A 16,151-nucleotide genomic window follows, 5' to 3' on the forward strand; every position below is an offset into this window, starting at 1 on the left:
CAGCCGGACCAAAAAAGCGGCTCCCGACCTTGGGCCCGTTACTGACCCATCGGCAATGAATAATCTGTGGGAGCGAGCTTGCTCGCGAAGAGGCCTGCAGGGTCACATTGGCTGCACGCTCTGCGCAGGTCTGATCAATTGCAACTGCTGTCGGTAATCATCGGTCACTTGTCGCGCCTGACTATTGCTGGTGACAACCCGCGGCGTGATCAGCACGATCAGCTCCGTGCGCTTCTTGGTCTTGCTGGTGTTGCCGAACAACCAGCGAAGGCCAGGTACACGTCCCAGGTAAGGCACTGCCGACACCGTGTCGCTGTTGTCCTGCTTGATCAGTCCGCCCAGCAACACGGTCTGCCCGCTTTGTACCGCAACCTGGGTCGACACAGAGCGGGTGGAGATGCGCGGGTTGCCGTTGGTGTCGGTGGTCGCGGTGCTGTCGGCATCGCTGACCTGCTGCTGGATATCCATGTACACCAGGCCGCCCGGATTGATGCGTGGCACGACATCCAGTATCACCCCGGTCTGCACATATTCGACACTGCTCAACGTAGTGTCCGAAGTGCTGGTGTTGACGGTGGTCTGGCTGATCGGAATGTTGTCGCCTACTTGAATCTGCGCCTGCTGATTGTTCATCACCACCAGCGAAGGCGCCGACAGCACCTGCGTGCGTCCGCTGGTTTCCAGGGCGTGCAGGGCAAACTGCAGGTTGTTGCTGACGAATGAATAGAACAGCGAATCCGTGGCACCTAAACCGGCGCCGCCACCCCCCAGCGCGCCTTGACTGCCGGCCGTGTTGGCAACGGTGGTGCTGGTGGAATTACCCGCCAGACGCCCCAGATACCACTGCACGCCCAGGTCCAGCTCACCGCTGAGGTTGACCTCCAGAATGCGGGTCTCGATCTGCACCTGCAGCGGCGCGTTGTCCAGGCGTTTGATGGCTGCTTCGATCTCCGCCCATTGCGCTGGACGCGTGCGAACCAGCAGCTGATTGCTGCTCTTCTGCGCGGTGATACGCGTGCTGTCGTCCAGACGCTGGCTGGCGGCGGCAGTGCCTGTGTTGCCGGTGCTCTGGTCTTCTGTGCCGCTGTCGGCGTTTTCATCGGCATCGTCGTTGTCCGAGTCGTCACTGCCCTGTTGCAGTCCTGTCTGACTGGTGCCGCTGCTCGCGGTAGAGCCCAACCCTTGGCCCGTGCCACCCATGCCGGTTCCGTTCATGCCACTCACGCCCGTGCCGCTCAGGCCGCTGCCGTTGCTGCTGGCGCTGCCGTTAAGGGACGACAAGGTGCGGGTGCGCAGGCCCGGCGCCACTTTGGCGGCCGTGTCGTCCTTGATCTGCCCGTTGCCATAGATCTGCCGCAAGTACTTGGCCAGATCGGACGCCTTCATGTTGCGTACGTCATAGACGTACATTTGCGGCTCGTTGCCGCCGCCTTCATCAATGGTGTGAATCCAGTCGCCGACTTCACTCAGATAAGCGGGCTGCGCGGAAATGGCCACCACCGAATTGGTCCGTTCGATTGGCAGAAAACGCACCATGCCCGCCAGGGGCATGCCGCTGTTGGGGCCGAACATTTTCTGGAGTTCCGGCATCAGCTCGCCGACGGTGGCGCGCTGCAAGCCGTACACGCCGATCGACATGCCTTTAAGCCAGTCCACGTCGAAGGTGTCGATGGTGTCCTGATAATTGGCCAACTCGTCCGGTGTGCCTGCGAGGCTGAGCACGTTGCGCGCTGGATCGACCAGCAGAAAAGCATTATCACGGGCAAAGGGTTTGAGCAGTTTCTGCATCTCGGTGGCCGAGATGTAGCGCAGCGGATACAGGCGCGCCGACAAACCGTTGGCGGGCCTGGATACCGGCATCTCCGGCACCAACTTACCGGCTACCGCCTGATTGGCCGGCAGGATCACGTAGCGATCGCCCTGGCGGATCATTGCATTGTCGGTCCACGACAACAGGGTCTCGAGAATCGACAGCGCCTGTTGCTTGTTGACCGCCTGCGATGTGGAAAAGCTGACATCGCCTTTTACGCCCTGGGCGATGCTGTAGTTCTCATGCAGCAAGTCACCCATCACGCTGTTGATGACGGCTTCGATGGGCTGATTGGTGAAGTTGAAAACGATATCGGCCTTGGCATCGGCAGTGCCTTGCGCACTGGGCACGGCCTTGGCCGAGCCTGGGCCGTGGACGAAGGTCTGGCTGCCGCGAATGATCTGCCGGCGGGCCGAAGCGGTGGCTGGCGCTGCCGCCGGGTTCGCTGCGACGACGGGTGCGTCACTCACAGGGGCGCGCTGCGAGCCTGTGCCATTGAGTGCTTCCTGCATCAGGGCCGGGTCGTTTTCGAAACGCTCCGGGGAAGAGGCGCAACCGGCCAGTGCCACGGCGGTGGCCAGGCACAGCAGCGGGCTGCGCAAACGGGAAAACTCAGGGTAGCGATTGTTCATGGTGTGGGTACGTTTGGAAGAGTAATGGGATGTGCTTTTGATGGCGGAGGAAGGCGAAGCAGGGTCAGGCGCAGTTGGCGAGTCTGGCCTTGACCGGTAAAGGTGGCTTGCTGTGGGGTGACGCCGGTCAGGGTCCAGCCACTGTCCAATGCGCTACCGACCGCAAGCTTGATAGTGCGTTTGTCTGGCAATTGCAGAAGCACCCATTGAGCTTGGCCGTCGATGATCACTCCGGTCAGACGCGTGCCGTCCAGCGAAGAAGTGCCGGCAGTGCCGTTGACCGGATCAGGTTGGCGATCAGGGCTGAACATCGATTGCTGCCACGTCAGCGCCAGTGCTTGCGCAGGCATGTCTGCCATTGGCGCAGGTGCGGCCACCTTGACTGTCTCGCGGACCTGGCTGGGCGGTAACCAGGACACGGACTGGCCCGCGCCGCCTGCCAGGCTCACGACCGCACCCGCCAGCAAAGCAGCGGTGCCCAACAGGCCGAGGGTCAGGATATCGAGCTTCATGCTTCAGGCTCCTTGGGCGCAGATGAGGGTGCCGGAGGTTGTGAAGCCTTGGCCTGTTGCAGATAGCCGCGCAGCAGCAGATGCACTTGCAGACGGCCCGCAGCGCCGCTGGACGGTGCTGTCGTTGCGCGGCGAATGCTCAGGTTGTCGATGAACAGAAACGGCTGGGCATATTCCAGCTCGTGCAGCAGGTTGGTCAGCGGCTCCATGGCGCATTCCAGCGTCAGGCTTACCTTCACCTGTCGATAGGGCTCGGCACTGTCCGACTCCGGCATGATCGGCATGCGCTGCGTCACCTCGCAGCCAGGGCCTTCATTGGCATGAGCCTTGACCTTGTCCAGCGTGCGCTGCATCAGTTCGGCGGCCACGGCGCTGGGATCTTCGCCGGGTAACAGACTGCTGCGGCTGGAAGGGTCACGGCGGGCTGTCTGTAATTGCTGCTGCAGCGTCTCGCGTTGCTCCACGACCCCGGCGTAACGCTGCTGCTGTTCGCGCAGCGCGTCGGCCTGGTCCTGTAGCGCCAGCAGGGGATCGAGGAACCAGCTTTGCACCAGCAGCCACCATGCGGCGGCCAGCACCAGAGCCAAGCCAATGAGTGCGGCGCCGCGTCGCTCGCGGGCGTTGAGATCACGACGCATCGGAGGCCTCCCGGTGTAATTGGGCCCGCAGTGAAAAGTGTTCTTTCCCGGTCTGTGCGTCAGGCTGGATGATGCCCTGGAACTGCACGTCGCGAAGGGTCTTGCAGCCTTTCATGCGGCTGATCAAGGCGCTGGCTCCGGCGCTCTGACCCGTAATGGAAACCCCGCCGCTGTCCGATATTTCCAGCTGCTCCACCCATGTGTCAGCGCCCAGACAGCCGGTCAGGTCCACCAGCACGCTGCTCAGTGTCGGCTGGGCGGCCTTCTGTTGGGCCAGATAGCGCGCTGCACCCTGCGTGTTGATCAATTCACGGCGCAATTGCTGTACCTGTTGCACCTGTTGGCGCTGCTGCTCCACACTCTGCTGCATGCTCTGGACCATGGCCGAGCGAGCATCCAGCCACAGCACCATGCAAGTCAGCAGCAAGACGCCACAGGCCCAGCCCAGGTAACGTGGCAGACGCGCACTGCGAACGCGTGGGGGTTTGAGCCCGGCGGGCAATAAGTCGAGGCCCAGCGGCTGGCCGTCGGCGCTGCGGCAATCCACGCGGTGCAAGGCCAGCCCTTGTTCTGCGCAACTGTCGAGAATCGTCTGCAAACGCTCACGCAGGATGGCAACCAGCATGACCTGCGCCAGAGTTTTGCCTTTGCCAAGTACCCGCGCAACGTACTGCATCTGCTCACGCGGGAAGGGGGTGTACTTGTCCAGTTCGAAGCCGACCACGCTGTGCAGATCGCGCAGGGCGCCCAAAGGCAACTGCAGTGGCTGTGCCAGAACCATACTGGCGGGCAGCAGCAAAACCAGGCGTTCGCCTGCATGCTGATGAAACGAGGCAGGCAGCGGCCAGTCGATTTGCTGCTCGCGAACCTGCGGCAGCAACCGGGCACGCGCGCTCGCAGGCAGCAGCGCCTGCAGTTCGCGCAGCCAGGCTTGCCAGAGACGTTGCGCAGGGCTGTCGCGCCAATGTCGCTGCACCCGAGAGAGCGGGGGCGTCAGACGCTGTAAAAGTAATTGCTTCATTCTTGCCAGCGCAGGACCCGGTAAGGTCGAGTCCCCTCCTTCGATGGGTTCAGTAAGAGCGTGACGCTTAGCGTCGTGGTGTGTCCGCCGGGCAATGTCGCCTGACTGCTGATGGTGATCACGGGACCTGCATCCCGGGTGGCGCCTGCGACCTGCGGCAGGCTCAACGCACGCCGCAGCCAGGCCGAGGCCATACGTGCATCCGGCATCGTTTGGCCGCTCCAGAGGGTCACGTTGTCGGCCGCGCACTGATACAGCGGTTGGGTCATGCCGGACAGCTCGCGCAGTTCTTCGATCATGCGCAACGGCGCCCGTCCGCCACCGCGACGTTGCTCCAGTGACTGCGCCATTCGCTGCGACAACTCCGGCGCTGCCCCGCACGCCGTTACCAGATGCGCGAACGCCTCGGCAGGGGCGGTATTCAAATCCAGCTTGCCCTTCTCGCTGCTCAGGCTGACCGCCAGCTGCGCATCGTCAAAGCGCAATTGATGGGCCTGACCGTCTGCAATCCAATGCCGCTCGGGATCGCGGTCCAATTGCGCCAGCACCGCCATGCCGACACCCGCCTGGGCGGCCAGCAACGACTGAGTCTGCTGCCGTTGCCACAGCGCCTGACGGTTCTGCAGGTGCACCCAGCCCAGCAGTCCGGCCAGCAAGGTGCTCAGCAGCGCCAGTACCCACAGCACCAACAGCAGCGCGACGCCGCGTTGACGCTTCATAGCGCATGCGCCTCGCCGGACAAGTCCAGGCGCACGGCAATGCTCTGCATCGGCCAGGGCACAGGCCCTGAAAGCTGCGCATCGACCCGTACGCCAAGCGGCAGGCGTCCCGGCCACGGCCACTGATCCAGCCAGCCACTGGCCTCACCCTTGGGCGATACGCCGCGGTAGCTGAACTGCACGCTCTGCACCTGATGCAGCAGCACTTGCGGTTCGCCCATCGGCAGCAATGCCTGACCTTGCAGGCGCTCCAGACTGACCTGCAAGCGATGCCCGGCGACCAGCGCCAGGCTGTAGCGGTACAAACCTCCACCCAGCGTTGCCGGCAGCGGCGCGTAGAACGTCATGCTCTGCGCATCGCCTTTGAATACCGGTGACTGCTCAGTACCCGGCGCACCGGCTGCCAGGGGCAATGCCTGACCCACCACGCGATGCAGAAAATTCTGCGTCGAGCGCACCTCGTCCAGACGCGTGCTGTAGCGTTCAGCCTTGCCCATGGCGCGGTTGGCCCCGGTGATGGCGGCGCCCACCAGGGTCAGCAACACGCCCAGCAGGCTGATCACCACCAGCACTTCGAGCAACGTGAAGCCCTGCATTCGGCGTGTCATCGAGCGGCCCCCGAACCTGCGCTGCGCACTTGAAGGCTGCTGAAGTGTGCCTGGCGGGCTCCATCGCTGACCTTCAAATCCAGGCGCCACGCCTGTGCCGAGACATTGCCGGCCGGCAGGCTGCTGACATCCAGTTGCCACTTCACGCCGCTCCAATGGCCTTCGGTACGTCCTGATTCCAGACGACCGGCGCTGGCTTCATCCATCAATGAGCGCGCCGCCAGACTCAATCGGTCACTGCGCTGCGCCTGCTGCAACGCTTGCGCGCTTTGCCCGAATGCGACCACCAGCACACTGCTGCACAGCGCCAGCACAGCCAGTGCAGCGAGCATTTCCAGCAAGGTAAAGCCGCGCTGGCCGGTCAATTAAGCGTGCGCAACTGAACGTTGCCCGTCAGCCAGCTGATGTCGATACGCCAACGTTTGTCGCCGCGTGACAACAGCAGGTGACCGCCGCTGGAGCCGCCATCGGGGTAGAAGTCGAATGCCGAGCCCAGGCCGTCGGCCGTCTGCAAGGTAAGCTGCATGTCACGCGGCAACTGCTGAACCTTCTGTCGCGGGCCCTGGAAGCGTCCATTACGCAGGTCAAAGCGAGTCTGTGCCGGTTGCCCGGTGACAATGGCCTGCACCCGGGCTGCGCGCAGCGCCTGAACCGTCGCGCTTAACGCACGGCGCTCACCCGCGGCCTGCAACCCGTTGCCCACGCCATAGCCCATCAGAGCGACGCTGATGCCGATCAATACGATCACCACCAACAGTTCGAACAGGGTGAAGCCGCGGGCGCGGGGCAGGGCGCGCATGGTTATTCCCAGTTACCGATGTCGGCCTTGTAGCCTTCGCCACCTGGCTGGCCGTCCTGACCATAGAAAATCAGGTCGAAGCTGCCGTGTTCGCCGGGATAGCGATAGCCGAAGGCATGTCCGAACGGGTCCTTGAGGTCCGATGGCTTGGCGTAAGGACCTGCCCAGCCAGGGGCGTTCGCTGGTTTGCTGACCAATTGCTGCAAGTTCGCCGGGGGCGTGCCGACATCCAGGCCGTAACTTTCGATCTTCATGCCCAGGCTGGCCAGTTGCGCCTTGCCTGCACCGTATTTGCCTTTATCGACATTACCGCCGACCTGGCGCACGACGATGGTGGCGACGATACCCAGCAGCACGATCACAGCGAGCATTTCCAACAGGGTGAAACCGCCCTGGCGGTGGCCGCGGGCGAGATTGAAACGAGACATGGGTGTTTCCTCAAATGTTACTGGTAAGGCTCATCAGCGGCAGCATGATGGCGAGCATGATCACCGCCACCATCACCGCCATGACCACTGTCAGACTGGGGACGAGGGCCGCGAGCAAGCGGTCTATGCCGCGCTTGGCCTCAACGTCGAACACGTCGGCGACTTTGAGCAACATGCTGTCGAGATTGCCGGCCTGTTCGCCGACCTCGATCATCTGCAGTGCCAGCTCCGGCAGCAGCGGGTGTTCACCGAAGGCTTGGGCCAGCGTGCCGCCGCCCTTGACCCAATCGGTGGCGTGCTCGACCTGAGCGCGCAATGCGTGGTTACCGCAGACCTGACGGACGATGGTCATCGCCTGTAACAGCGCCACGCCATTGCTCAGCAGGGTGCCCAGCGTGCGTGCCAGTCGGGCGGCCTCGACCCGTTGCAGCAACGGGCCGATGACCTTGATCAGGAGTACGCGCCGGTCGTGACGCTGACGGCGCTGCGGATCTCGGCGCATGATGGCGATGCTCCAGATCGACACCACAATCGCTGCGAGCAATAGCAGGCCGTAAGCGCTCAGGAATTCGCCCAGCCCGAGAATGACTTGGGTGATCAGCGGGATCGGCACGCCGAGGTCGCGGAAAATCGGTACGAACTGCGGCACGACGTAGGCCAGCAGCAATGCCAGGGAGCCGAGCACGCCGACCACCAGAAAGATCGGGTAAATCAGCGCGTTGATGACTTCGCCGCGCAGCATCTGGCTGCGCTCAAGGTAGTCGGAGAGCTGTCGCAGCGTATGTTCGAGCGACCCTCCAGCCTCACCGGCACGCACCATGCTGATGTACAGGCCTGAGAACTGGCCGTGTTCTTCTTCCAGCGCCTGACTCAAGGGCTTGCCAGCCTTGACCTGCTCCCGTACCCGCTCCAGCAATGCATGGCGTTTGGGCTCGTGGGTCTGTCTGAGCAGAATGCCCAGCGCGCGTTCCAGCGGCTGACCGGCCCCCAGCAGCGTCGCCAGTCGCTGTGTGAAACTGACCAGCGCGGCGCCATTCATGGCACTGCGACGCATGACGGCGCGCAAGTCGCTACCGGCACTGGCGTCCAGACTCAATACCAGCAGGCCACGCTGTTGCAGGGTGGCCAGAGCGGCTGTTTGGTCGGGGGCTTGCAGCGCACCATTCTGAACGGCGCCTTCGGCATCCAGTGCACGGTATTTGAAATGCGCCATGGTCAGTCGCCGCGCGTAACGCGCAGCACCTCTTCAAGCGAGGTGACGCCTGCAACGGCCTGGCGCAAACCCTCTTCGTAGAGCGTGCGCAACCCCCTGCGGCGGGCGGCTTGCTCCAGCGTGGCGGCATCGGCCTGACGCATCAGTAGCGAACGCAGCTCTTCGTTCATCACCAGCAGCTCAGTGATTGCGCTGCGCCCGTGATAGCCACCGCCGGACAACTCGCTGGCCGGGCGATAGAGCAGAATCGGCCGCTGGTCGGTGAAACGCTCCAGGCCATGTTCAGCCACCAGTTGCGGCGGTGCCTCAAAGGCGACTCGCGTGACAGGGTCGAGCCTGCGCACCAGACGCTGGGCCAGAATGCCTTTGACGGTCGAGGCGATCAGGTAGCTTTCGACGCCCATGTCCAGCAGGCGGGTGATACTCGCCGCAGCGCTGTTAGTGTGCAGGGTGGAAAGCACCAGGTGGCCGGTCAGCGAGGACTGGATTGCGATACGGCAGGTTTCCAGGTCGCGCATCTCACCGATCATGATCACGTCCGGGTCCTGACGCACGATGGAGCGCAGCGCCCCGGCGAAGTCCAGACCGATAGCGGGTTTTACTTGAATCTGGTTAATACCTTCCAGCTGGTATTCCACCGGGTCTTCGACGGTGATGATCTTGCGTTCGGCGGTGTTCAGGCGCGACAGGGCGGTGTACAGCGTGGTGGTTTTGCCGGAGCCGGTGGGGCCGGTGACGAGCAGAATGCCGTGCGGGTTTTCCAGCACGTCGAGAAAGGTCTGCAGACGCTCGCCGTCCATGCCCAGGCTTGGAAAGTCAAAACTCACGGTCTGGCGGTCGAGCAGACGCATGACCACCGACTCGCCGAAACTGGTGGGCACGGTGCTGACGCGCAGATCAAGCTCCTTGCCCTGGATGCGCAGCATGATGCGGCCGTCCTGAGGCAGGCGCCGTTCGGCAATGTCCAGCCGGGCCATGATCTTGAGGCGCGAAATGATCGCTGCCGAAGAACTGGAAGGGGGAGCTTCTGCTTCATGCAGCACGCCGTCGATCCGGTAACGCACCTTGAGGTGGCTCTCAAAGGGTTCGATGTGAACGTCGGAGGCGCGCTGTTCGACCGCGCGCTGCAGGATCAGGTTGACCAGGCGGATGACCGGAGCCTCGGAGGCCAGGTCCTTGAGATGTTCAATGTCCTCTTCGGCGCCACTGTGCTCATCCAGCGTCTCGATCAAGGAGCCCATTGCCGAGCGACCTTGACCGTAGAAGCGCTCGATCAGGCCGTCCACTTCGCTCGCGGCACCCACCGAAACGTACACCGGCAACTGGCAGGCGTAACGCAGCGCGTCGAAGGCATAGGCATTGCCGGGGTTGGCCGCGAGTACGTGAACGCCATCGGCATGCTTGCCAATGGGCAACAGACGATAGTGGCGCAGGAAGCGCTCGCTGAGCGCGGGCAGGGCATCAGCGGGCAGTGGCACGGCGTCGGTCATGAGCAGCGGTGCATTCAGGGTCGATGCCCAGGCGCGTGCCAGGTCCATTTCCGATACCAGCCCCAGACGCGTCAACATTTCGGTCAGCGAGCTGCCGTCGGCATCCTGGGCCAATCGCCGGGCGCGTTCGAGGTCGACTGTCTTGAGCCCGGCATGGGCCAGCAACCAGCCACACAGCGCTTCGGAAGACAGTGCGGTCAGGTGTTGGCTATTGATGGGGGGCAACGTTATGGACACAGCAAGCTTCAAATAACGGGGGCCTCTTTCGAGACCCCCTTTGGTAATGAGTTACGCACCAATTAAGCGCGTGCGTTAGTTTGACGCAGGCGCTGTTTTATTTGCCGGGCGGCCGCGTTTGTTTTCATCAGCCTGATTCTGTTTATGCTGTTTTTTCTCGATTGTTGTACCTTGAGTTTGAGTCATTACAGTTGAATCAGATGCGCCGGAAACGTTTTCCTGTGTATCGGAATCGGCAGCGAAAGTCGCACCGGAAAGCGCAATCGTTACTGCTGCAAGGGTGCCGAGTATTGGCATTTTCATGGGGTAGTCTCCAGTGTTTATATCGTGCTTGAAATACGTGTCTGGCCGCGAGAACGGGCTGGGTACGGCGCTTCTGCCGTCTGGAAACCCCATTCTGCGAGGTCTGCAGGCGGTATCCAGAAAAATTGCTAAACCTACAGACCTGTAGGTTTAGCGGTAGTTCACTGGTTGTGTCAAAAAATTACAAGTTTTAACGATCGTCTGTTTTTTGTTTGACTTCGCCTGAAAACAGAAGCCTTAATTTAAATGCAGCGGGTATTCCCGTGCTAATCAGTGGCTTATTGCCATTAACCTTAGTAGTTGAGATTGTGTCGTCAAACGTTGGTCGCTAGTTCGGCCGCTGTTTTCCGTCGTCCGTTGTTTCTGGTTAGAGACTTCGGTATAGGCAAGCTATTGCCTGGAATCAACGGTTTCAGCGTGTCAACTGCGACAAAACAGCGCGGGCGATATCTGGAGAATGGTTCTATGCGAAACCGTAAAACATTGGGTGCCCATTCGGCTCTGGCCCTGTTGAGTCTGGCCATCAGCCATGCCAACGCTGCCGATACAACCACGCAGGAGCAACTGGCTGCCAAAGAGATTCGCGCTGACAAAGCGGCCGAAAAAACACTGGCCAAGATGACCCAGGAAGAAAAACTGGCGTACATCGGCGGGATCGGCGGTTGGGACGTCAAACCGCTGAGTCAATACGGCGTTCCTCAGATTTACGGTGCCGATGGCGGCGCGGGCATCCGCTATACCAGCCAGGGCAACGATTCGGGCGTGGTCTATCCATCCGGCCCTAACCTGGCAGCCACCTTCAACCCGCGCCGCGCCATCGATTTCGGCCGCGCGCTGGGCTATGACACCGCCACCGGCGGCTACCAGTTCGTTACCGGTCCTGGCATGAACCTGTACCGCATGCCGTGGAGCGGCCGGGCATTCGAGTACCTGTCCGGTGAAGATCCATTCCTGGGCGCCAGCCTGGGCCCGGCAGTGATCAACGGCATCCAGCAGCGCCGCGTGTGGGCTGAAGCCAAGCACTATGCGGGCAACGATCAGGAAACCAATCGCTTCATCCTCAATCAGGTCATGCCGGAGCGTGTACTGCGCGAAATGACGCTGCCTCCGTTTGAGTCGGCAACCAAGAACGGCACCGTGGCGATGATGATGTGTTCGTTCCAGAAGGTGAACGGCGAGTATGCGTGCGAAAACAAGCACCTGATCGACGGCATCCTGAAAAAGGAATGGGGCTACAAGGGCCTGGTACAGAGCGACTACAACGCCGTCGTTCATGGCTTGCCGGCCGCGCAGGCGGGTACCGATCTGGACATGATGGGTGGCCAGATGAACAGCTCGGTGCTGAAGCCTTACCTGGACAGCGGTGAGCTGGACATGGCGACCATCGATGACAAGGTCCGCCGCATCCTCAAGAACATCTACCTGTACCAGTTCGACAAATTCGCGCCGCTGACCACGCACAACATGAACAGCGCAACCAGCAACAAGGTCGCGCTGAACATCGCCCGCGAAGGCATCGTGTTGCTGAAGAACCAGAACGACGTGCTGCCGCTGGACAAGTCCAAGGTCAAGCGCATCGCTGTCGTTGGCAACCTGGCCAAGTACGCGCCGCCAACCGGTTTCGGCAGTGCCCATGTCGACGCCACGCACTACATCAGCGAGTTCAGTGGCCTGAAGCAAATGGCCCCGAACGCCAAGGTCGAGTTCCTGGACGGCCTGTCCCTTGATCCTGCAGCCTCGCCGTGGACCACCACCGACAGCAAGGGCAACGAAGTCAGCGGCATGAAGGCCGAGTTCTTCACCAATGCCAACTGGTCGGGCGAGCCGTCCGCTACCCGTATCGACAGCCACGTCGATATGGACTGGTCCACCGATGACATCCCGAGCAATGGCGACACCTCCAACACTTCGATCCGCTGGAGCGGCAAAGTCACCCCGACCACCAGCGGCGATCAGGTGTTCAAGGTGCGTGCCGATGGCGCGGTCCGCGTGTGGGTCAACGGGGAGAAGATCATCGACAACGGTGATGGCGAAAACATCACCAACAAGAGTATTCCTCCGACCATTCCGGTGTCCGGCAAGATCAAGCTGGAAGCGGGCAAAGCGTACGACGTGAAGCTTGAGTACTCGCGCCGTGACGGGTACCTGTCGACCATGGGCGGCCTGGTGGGTGTACAGATGGCCTGGGCATCGCTCACTGCGCCGCAGGATCTGTCCGCCTATGACGCGGTCGTGGTGGCTGTGGGTAACAGCAATGAATACGAAGGCGAAGGTTTCGACCACAGTTTCGACCTGCCCGAATATCAGAACGAGCTGATCCAGAACATCGCCAAGGCCAACCCGAACACCGTGGTAACGATGCACGGCGGCACAGCGCTGAAGATGAGCGACTGGATCGATCAGGTGCCAGCAGCACTGCACGCCTTCTACCCAGGGCAGAACGGTGGTCAGGCGCTTGCCGAGATCCTGTTCGGCAAGGTCAACCCGTCGGGCAAGCTGCCGATCAGTATCGAACGCAATGTCGAAGACAACCCGCTCTATCCGGACTTCCCCAAGTTCGACAACACCCGCACGCTCAAAGAGATCAGCTACAAGCACGATCTGACGATGCTGGGCTATCGCGGTTACGACAAGAAGGGCACCAAGCCGCTGTTCGCTTTCGGTCACGGCCTGTCGTACACCCAGTTCACCTACAACAACATTTCCGTCACGCCGGGCGTTGCGGTGGGCAACACACCGATCAAGGTGTCGTTCGATCTGACCAACAGCGGCAAACGTGCAGGCTCCGAAGTGGCCGAGCTGTATGTCGGTCAGCAAAACCCGAAAGTGGAACGCGCCGTCAAGGAGCTCAAGGGCTACAAGAAGGTCTTCCTGCAGCCGGGTGAAACACGTCACGTCACCATCGAACTGAATGACCGTTCGTTGGCGTATTTCGACGAGGCGAGCAAGCAATGGGTGGTCGACGCCGATACCTTCAACATCAGTCTGGGCGCTGCGTCGGATGACATTCGACTCAACGCGAAACTGGTCAACTCGTTCCGTCAGGAACTCTCGACTACTACAAGCAACCCGTTGCCGCGTTCAGCGCTGAACTCGACCAAGGTGACCTTGCCAGCCATCAAGACAGGCGGTGTCTTCGACCAAAGCGAAAGTGCTGACGAAAGCACTGGCAGCAGTGATTACGACAACACCGACTACTGATTCAGCGACGAGGCGGGTGCTGCCAGAGGAGGGCACATCAGGGGTGATTCATACCTGATGCGCCGGATGGCTGGCGCTCCCGCCTCGTGGATCGGAAGGTATTGATACAGTGTGGCCAGTGGTCAGGGGCGGATGTCCCTTTCCACTTGCGCCACATACCCGTCAAAGCGCGCTACCAGATCCACCGTCCCGGGAAACCGCAGCCACTGCAGCTGCAACCCGTCCATCATCGCCAGCAGTTGATGGATCGTTGCATCCAGATCCACGTCCCCACGCACCTCCCCTTTTTCCACCAGCATTTCCAGTCGCTCACGCATTCGACGGTGAATCGCCGTGTAGCGGGTCTGAAACCATTCCCAGGCGGGATGGCTGTCTACCAAACTCTCGGCATTGAGAATACTGAACGCGCGAATGACCCCGGGTGCAGTTGCGTTCGAGCGGTTTATCTCCTGCAGCCCGTGCAGAAAGCTGCGAAGTGTCGGCTCGCTCTGCAACTGATCGACGATACGGTGGTTGACCTCGTCTCGCCGTGCGAGGACCCCCATCAGCAGTGCCACTTTGCTGGGGAAATGATGCAGCACGCCGGCCACCGATATGCCGACGATATCCGCGATGCGGGCAATGGACGCCCCGGTGTAGCCTTCGAGGGAAAACAGCTGAAGCGCTGCGTCCAGCAGTTCCTCCCGACGTTTTTCGCCTTTCGGCGCGCGACGGGTACGAGGCGCTGTAGTGGATGAATGACCTGTCATTGCGATGCTCGCGCCTGGCGCCTCCATGAAATACCAATATCCGAGCGACAGTGAATCCTTCTGTGAGCCTCAAGCTCATCTGCTGCCGTGCGTGACAAGTCGAGCATGCTCTTGCGCCGGGTTGCAAGGGCGCATTTGAGGGTTTGGCCTCAGCTACCCACGGCAATCGCATGGAAAGGCCCGTGTTTGCGGGGGAGCGACGGCATTCATCCGCCACCCGAGCCACGCTTCGGACTCTTGGAGTACAATGCGCGCCACCGTGATTTCGCTCAAAAAGGTGCGTCATGCAGCCCTTCGCTATTGCTCCGTCGATTCTGTCCGCCGATTTCGCCCGTCTGGGTCAGGAAGTCGACAATGTCCTGGCCGCCGGCGCCGACATCGTCCACTTCGACGTCATGGACAACCACTACGTCCCCAACCTGACCATCGGTCCGATGGTCTGCGCGGCGTTGCGCAAGTACGGCATCACTGCGCCTATTGATGTACATCTGATGGTCAGCCCTGTGGATCGCATCATCGGCGACTTCATCGAAGCGGGTGCAACCTTCATCTCCTTCCACCCGGAAGCGACTCAGCACATCGACCGCTCCCTGCAACTGATCCGCGAAGGCGGCTGCAAATCCGGCCTGGTGTTCAACCCGGCAACCCCGCTGAACCTGCTCGAATACGTCATGGACAAGGTCGACATGATCCTGCTCATGAGCGTCAACCCTGGCTTCGGCGGTCAAAAATTCATCCCCGGCACCCTCAACAAACTGCGTGAAGCCCGCGCGCTGATCGATGCCAGCGGTCGCGATATCCGTCTGGAAATCGACGGTGGCGTCAACGTCCACAACATCCGCGAAATCGCCGCCGCTGGCGCCGATACGTTCGTGGCAGGTTCGGCTATCTTCAATGCGCCCGACTACCAAGAGGTCATTGAAAAAATGCGTGCAGAACTGGCGTTGGCTCGTTGATGAGCGGCTTCGAACAGCTGTTCCCGGGTCGCCTGCCCAAACTGATCATGTTCGATCTGGATGGGACCTTGGTCGACTCGGTGCCGGATCTGGCCGCAGCTGTGGATAAAACACTGGTTCAGCTCGGGCGCGAACCCGCCGGTATCGACGCGGTGCGCGATTGGGTCGGCAACGGCGTGCGTGTCCTGGTGCGTCGCGCACTGGCCAACAATCTCGATCACAGCTCGGTCGATGAAGCGTCCACCGAGGCTGCGCTGGCGATCTTCATGGAAGCCTACAGCGAGAGCCACGCGCTGACCGTGGTGTATCCCGGCGTGCGTGAAACCCTCAAATGGCTGCAGAAGAAGGGCGTGGAAATGGCCCTGATCACCAACAAGCCGGAGCGCTTCGTGGCCCCGCTGCTCGATGAGATGAAGCTGGGGCGTTTCTTCCGCTGGATCGTCGGTGGCGATACCTTGCCACAGCAGAAACCCGACCCAGCCGCGCTGTTCTTCGTGATGAAAATGGCCGGTGCCCCCGGCTCGCAATCGCTATTTGTGGGCGACTCGCGCAATGACGTGCTGGCTGCCAAGGCGGCCGGTGTTGCCTGCGTGGCACTGAGCTATGGCTATAACCACGGCCGGCCGATCGCCGAGGAGTCCCCGGCGTTGGTGATCGACGATTTGCGCAAATTGATTCCCGGTTGCTTAGATCTTGGGGCTGAGATAACGTTGCCCGACGTTCAACCCCCCTCCTTTAGAGAATCCATCGTGGTGGTCACTCGCAAACTCTGGATGAAAGTCATCAAGGCCCTGGCCCGTTGGCGTTGGCGCACCTGACTTGAATCTGGCCGGAC

At 61.4% G+C, this 16,151-nt stretch carries 16 protein-coding genes; 3 read left to right on the forward strand and 13 right to left on the reverse strand.

Annotated elements, in window-relative coordinates; translation table 11 throughout:
* Positions 1–102 precede the first annotated feature (102 nt).
* The 12 genes from gspD to CE491_RS28290 form a co-directional block, all read right to left on the reverse strand.
* Positions 103–2,442: a type II secretion system secretin GspD gene (gene gspD, locus CE491_RS28235; protein WP_110951608.1), complete on the reverse strand. Its 2,340-nt coding sequence runs from the start codon at positions 2,440–2,442 to the stop codon at positions 103–105.
* The gene (locus CE491_RS28240; protein WP_110951609.1) at positions 2,439–2,954 is read right to left on the reverse strand and encodes a general secretion pathway protein GspN; all 516 of its coding nucleotides are present in this window, start codon (positions 2,952–2,954) and stop codon (positions 2,439–2,441) included. The genes gspD and CE491_RS28240 overlap by 4 nt, the downstream gene beginning before the upstream one ends.
* Positions 2,951–3,592, reverse strand: a complete 642-nt coding sequence (gene gspM / locus CE491_RS28245) for a type II secretion system protein GspM (protein ID WP_110951610.1) — start codon at positions 3,590–3,592, stop codon at positions 2,951–2,953. Before gspM ends, CE491_RS28240 begins: the two co-directional genes overlap by 4 nt.
* Complete coding sequence (locus CE491_RS28250) at positions 3,582–4,613, reverse strand: type II secretion system protein GspL (RefSeq protein ID WP_110951611.1); 1,032 nt, start codon at positions 4,611–4,613, stop codon at positions 3,582–3,584. Before CE491_RS28250 ends, gspM begins: the two co-directional genes overlap by 11 nt.
* Positions 4,610–5,332: a general secretion pathway protein GspK gene (locus CE491_RS28255; protein ID WP_110951612.1), complete on the reverse strand. Its 723-nt coding sequence runs from the start codon at positions 5,330–5,332 to the stop codon at positions 4,610–4,612. The genes CE491_RS28250 and CE491_RS28255 overlap by 4 nt, the downstream gene beginning before the upstream one ends.
* Complete coding sequence (locus CE491_RS28260) at positions 5,329–5,940, reverse strand: prepilin-type N-terminal cleavage/methylation domain-containing protein (RefSeq protein WP_110951613.1); 612 nt, start codon at positions 5,938–5,940, stop codon at positions 5,329–5,331. Before CE491_RS28260 ends, CE491_RS28255 begins: the two co-directional genes overlap by 4 nt.
* Positions 5,937–6,305, reverse strand: coding sequence for a prepilin-type N-terminal cleavage/methylation domain-containing protein (locus CE491_RS28265; RefSeq protein ID WP_110951614.1), 369 nt, complete (start codon positions 6,303–6,305; stop codon positions 5,937–5,939). The genes CE491_RS28260 and CE491_RS28265 overlap by 4 nt, the downstream gene beginning before the upstream one ends.
* On the reverse strand, positions 6,302–6,739 hold the full coding sequence (locus CE491_RS28270; protein ID WP_110951615.1) for a type II secretion system protein: 438 nt from the start codon (positions 6,737–6,739) through the stop codon (positions 6,302–6,304). The genes CE491_RS28265 and CE491_RS28270 overlap by 4 nt, the downstream gene beginning before the upstream one ends.
* Positions 6,740–6,741: 2 nt before the next feature.
* Positions 6,742–7,167, reverse strand: coding sequence for a type II secretion system major pseudopilin GspG (gene gspG, locus CE491_RS28275; protein WP_110951616.1), 426 nt, complete (start codon positions 7,165–7,167; stop codon positions 6,742–6,744).
* A 10-nt stretch (positions 7,168–7,177) separates the two neighbouring features.
* The gene (gene gspF / locus CE491_RS28280; protein ID WP_110951617.1) at positions 7,178–8,380 is read right to left on the reverse strand and encodes a type II secretion system inner membrane protein GspF; all 1,203 of its coding nucleotides are present in this window, start codon (positions 8,378–8,380) and stop codon (positions 7,178–7,180) included.
* Between the two features lie 2 nt (positions 8,381–8,382).
* Positions 8,383–10,101 carry a type II secretion system ATPase GspE gene (gene gspE, locus CE491_RS28285; RefSeq protein ID WP_199885294.1) on the reverse strand — a complete coding sequence of 573 codons (1,719 nt, stop codon included), beginning with the start codon at positions 10,099–10,101 and terminating at the stop codon, positions 8,383–8,385.
* A gap of 81 nt (positions 10,102–10,182) precedes the next feature.
* Positions 10,183–10,410: a hypothetical protein gene (locus tag CE491_RS28290; RefSeq protein ID WP_110951619.1), complete on the reverse strand. Its 228-nt coding sequence runs from the start codon at positions 10,408–10,410 to the stop codon at positions 10,183–10,185.
* 465 nt (positions 10,411–10,875) lie between these two features.
* Here CE491_RS28290 and CE491_RS28295 point away from each other — a divergent pair, with 465 nt between their 5' ends.
* Complete coding sequence (locus CE491_RS28295) at positions 10,876–13,611, forward strand: beta-glucosidase (RefSeq protein WP_110951620.1); 2,736 nt, start codon at positions 10,876–10,878, stop codon at positions 13,609–13,611.
* Between the two features lie 122 nt (positions 13,612–13,733).
* On the opposite strand, the gene CE491_RS28300 is transcribed toward CE491_RS28295, so the two are convergent.
* On the reverse strand, positions 13,734–14,360 hold the full coding sequence (locus CE491_RS28300) for a TetR/AcrR family transcriptional regulator (RefSeq protein WP_110951943.1): 627 nt from the start codon (positions 14,358–14,360) through the stop codon (positions 13,734–13,736).
* A gap of 284 nt (positions 14,361–14,644) precedes the next feature.
* On the opposite strand from CE491_RS28300, the gene rpe reads away from it, so the two are divergent.
* Together rpe and CE491_RS28310 are read left to right on the forward strand one after the other, a co-directional pair.
* Positions 14,645–15,316 (forward strand): ribulose-phosphate 3-epimerase, encoded by a 672-nt coding sequence (gene rpe / locus CE491_RS28305; RefSeq protein ID WP_110951621.1) that lies wholly within the window; start codon positions 14,645–14,647, stop codon positions 15,314–15,316.
* Positions 15,316–16,134, forward strand: a complete 819-nt coding sequence (locus CE491_RS28310; RefSeq protein WP_110951622.1) for a phosphoglycolate phosphatase — start codon at positions 15,316–15,318, stop codon at positions 16,132–16,134. The genes rpe and CE491_RS28310 overlap by 1 nt, the downstream gene beginning before the upstream one ends.
* Positions 16,135–16,151 lie beyond the last annotated feature (17 nt).

This window comes from Pseudomonas bohemica, from assembly GCF_002934685.1.
Classification (GTDB): Bacteria; Pseudomonadota; Gammaproteobacteria; order Pseudomonadales; family Pseudomonadaceae; genus Aquipseudomonas; species Aquipseudomonas bohemica.

Bases quoted from the DNA above. Each gene is read 5' to 3' on its own strand.
- CE491_RS28295 (WP_110951620.1), top strand. From the start codon at position 10,876: ATGCGAAACCGTAAAACATTGGGTGCCCATTCGGCTCTGGCCCTGTTG.
- CE491_RS28250 (WP_110951611.1), bottom strand. From the start codon at position 4,613: ATGAAGCAATTACTTTTACAGCGTCTGACGCCCCCGCTCTCTCGGGTG.
- gspM (WP_110951610.1), bottom strand. From the start codon at position 3,592: ATGCGTCGTGATCTCAACGCCCGCGAGCGACGCGGCGCCGCACTCATT.
- CE491_RS28270 (WP_110951615.1), bottom strand. From the start codon at position 6,739: ATGCGCGCCCTGCCCCGCGCCCGCGGCTTCACCCTGTTCGAACTGTTG.
- CE491_RS28310 (WP_110951622.1), top strand. From the start codon at position 15,316: ATGAGCGGCTTCGAACAGCTGTTCCCGGGTCGCCTGCCCAAACTGATC.
- CE491_RS28260 (WP_110951613.1), bottom strand. From the start codon at position 5,940: ATGACACGCCGAATGCAGGGCTTCACGTTGCTCGAAGTGCTGGTGGTG.
- gspG (WP_110951616.1), bottom strand. From the start codon at position 7,167: ATGTCTCGTTTCAATCTCGCCCGCGGCCACCGCCAGGGCGGTTTCACC.
- gspF (WP_110951617.1), bottom strand. From the start codon at position 8,380: ATGGCGCATTTCAAATACCGTGCACTGGATGCCGAAGGCGCCGTTCAG.
- CE491_RS28290 (WP_110951619.1), bottom strand. From the start codon at position 10,410: ATGAAAATGCCAATACTCGGCACCCTTGCAGCAGTAACGATTGCGCTT.
- gspD (WP_110951608.1), bottom strand. From the start codon at position 2,442: ATGAACAATCGCTACCCTGAGTTTTCCCGTTTGCGCAGCCCGCTGCTG.
- CE491_RS28255 (WP_110951612.1), bottom strand. From the start codon at position 5,332: ATGAAGCGTCAACGCGGCGTCGCGCTGCTGTTGGTGCTGTGGGTACTG.
- rpe (WP_110951621.1), top strand. From the start codon at position 14,645: ATGCAGCCCTTCGCTATTGCTCCGTCGATTCTGTCCGCCGATTTCGCC.
- CE491_RS28240 (WP_110951609.1), bottom strand. From the start codon at position 2,954: ATGAAGCTCGATATCCTGACCCTCGGCCTGTTGGGCACCGCTGCTTTG.
- CE491_RS28300 (WP_110951943.1), bottom strand. From the start codon at position 14,360: ATGACAGGTCATTCATCCACTACAGCGCCTCGTACCCGTCGCGCGCCG.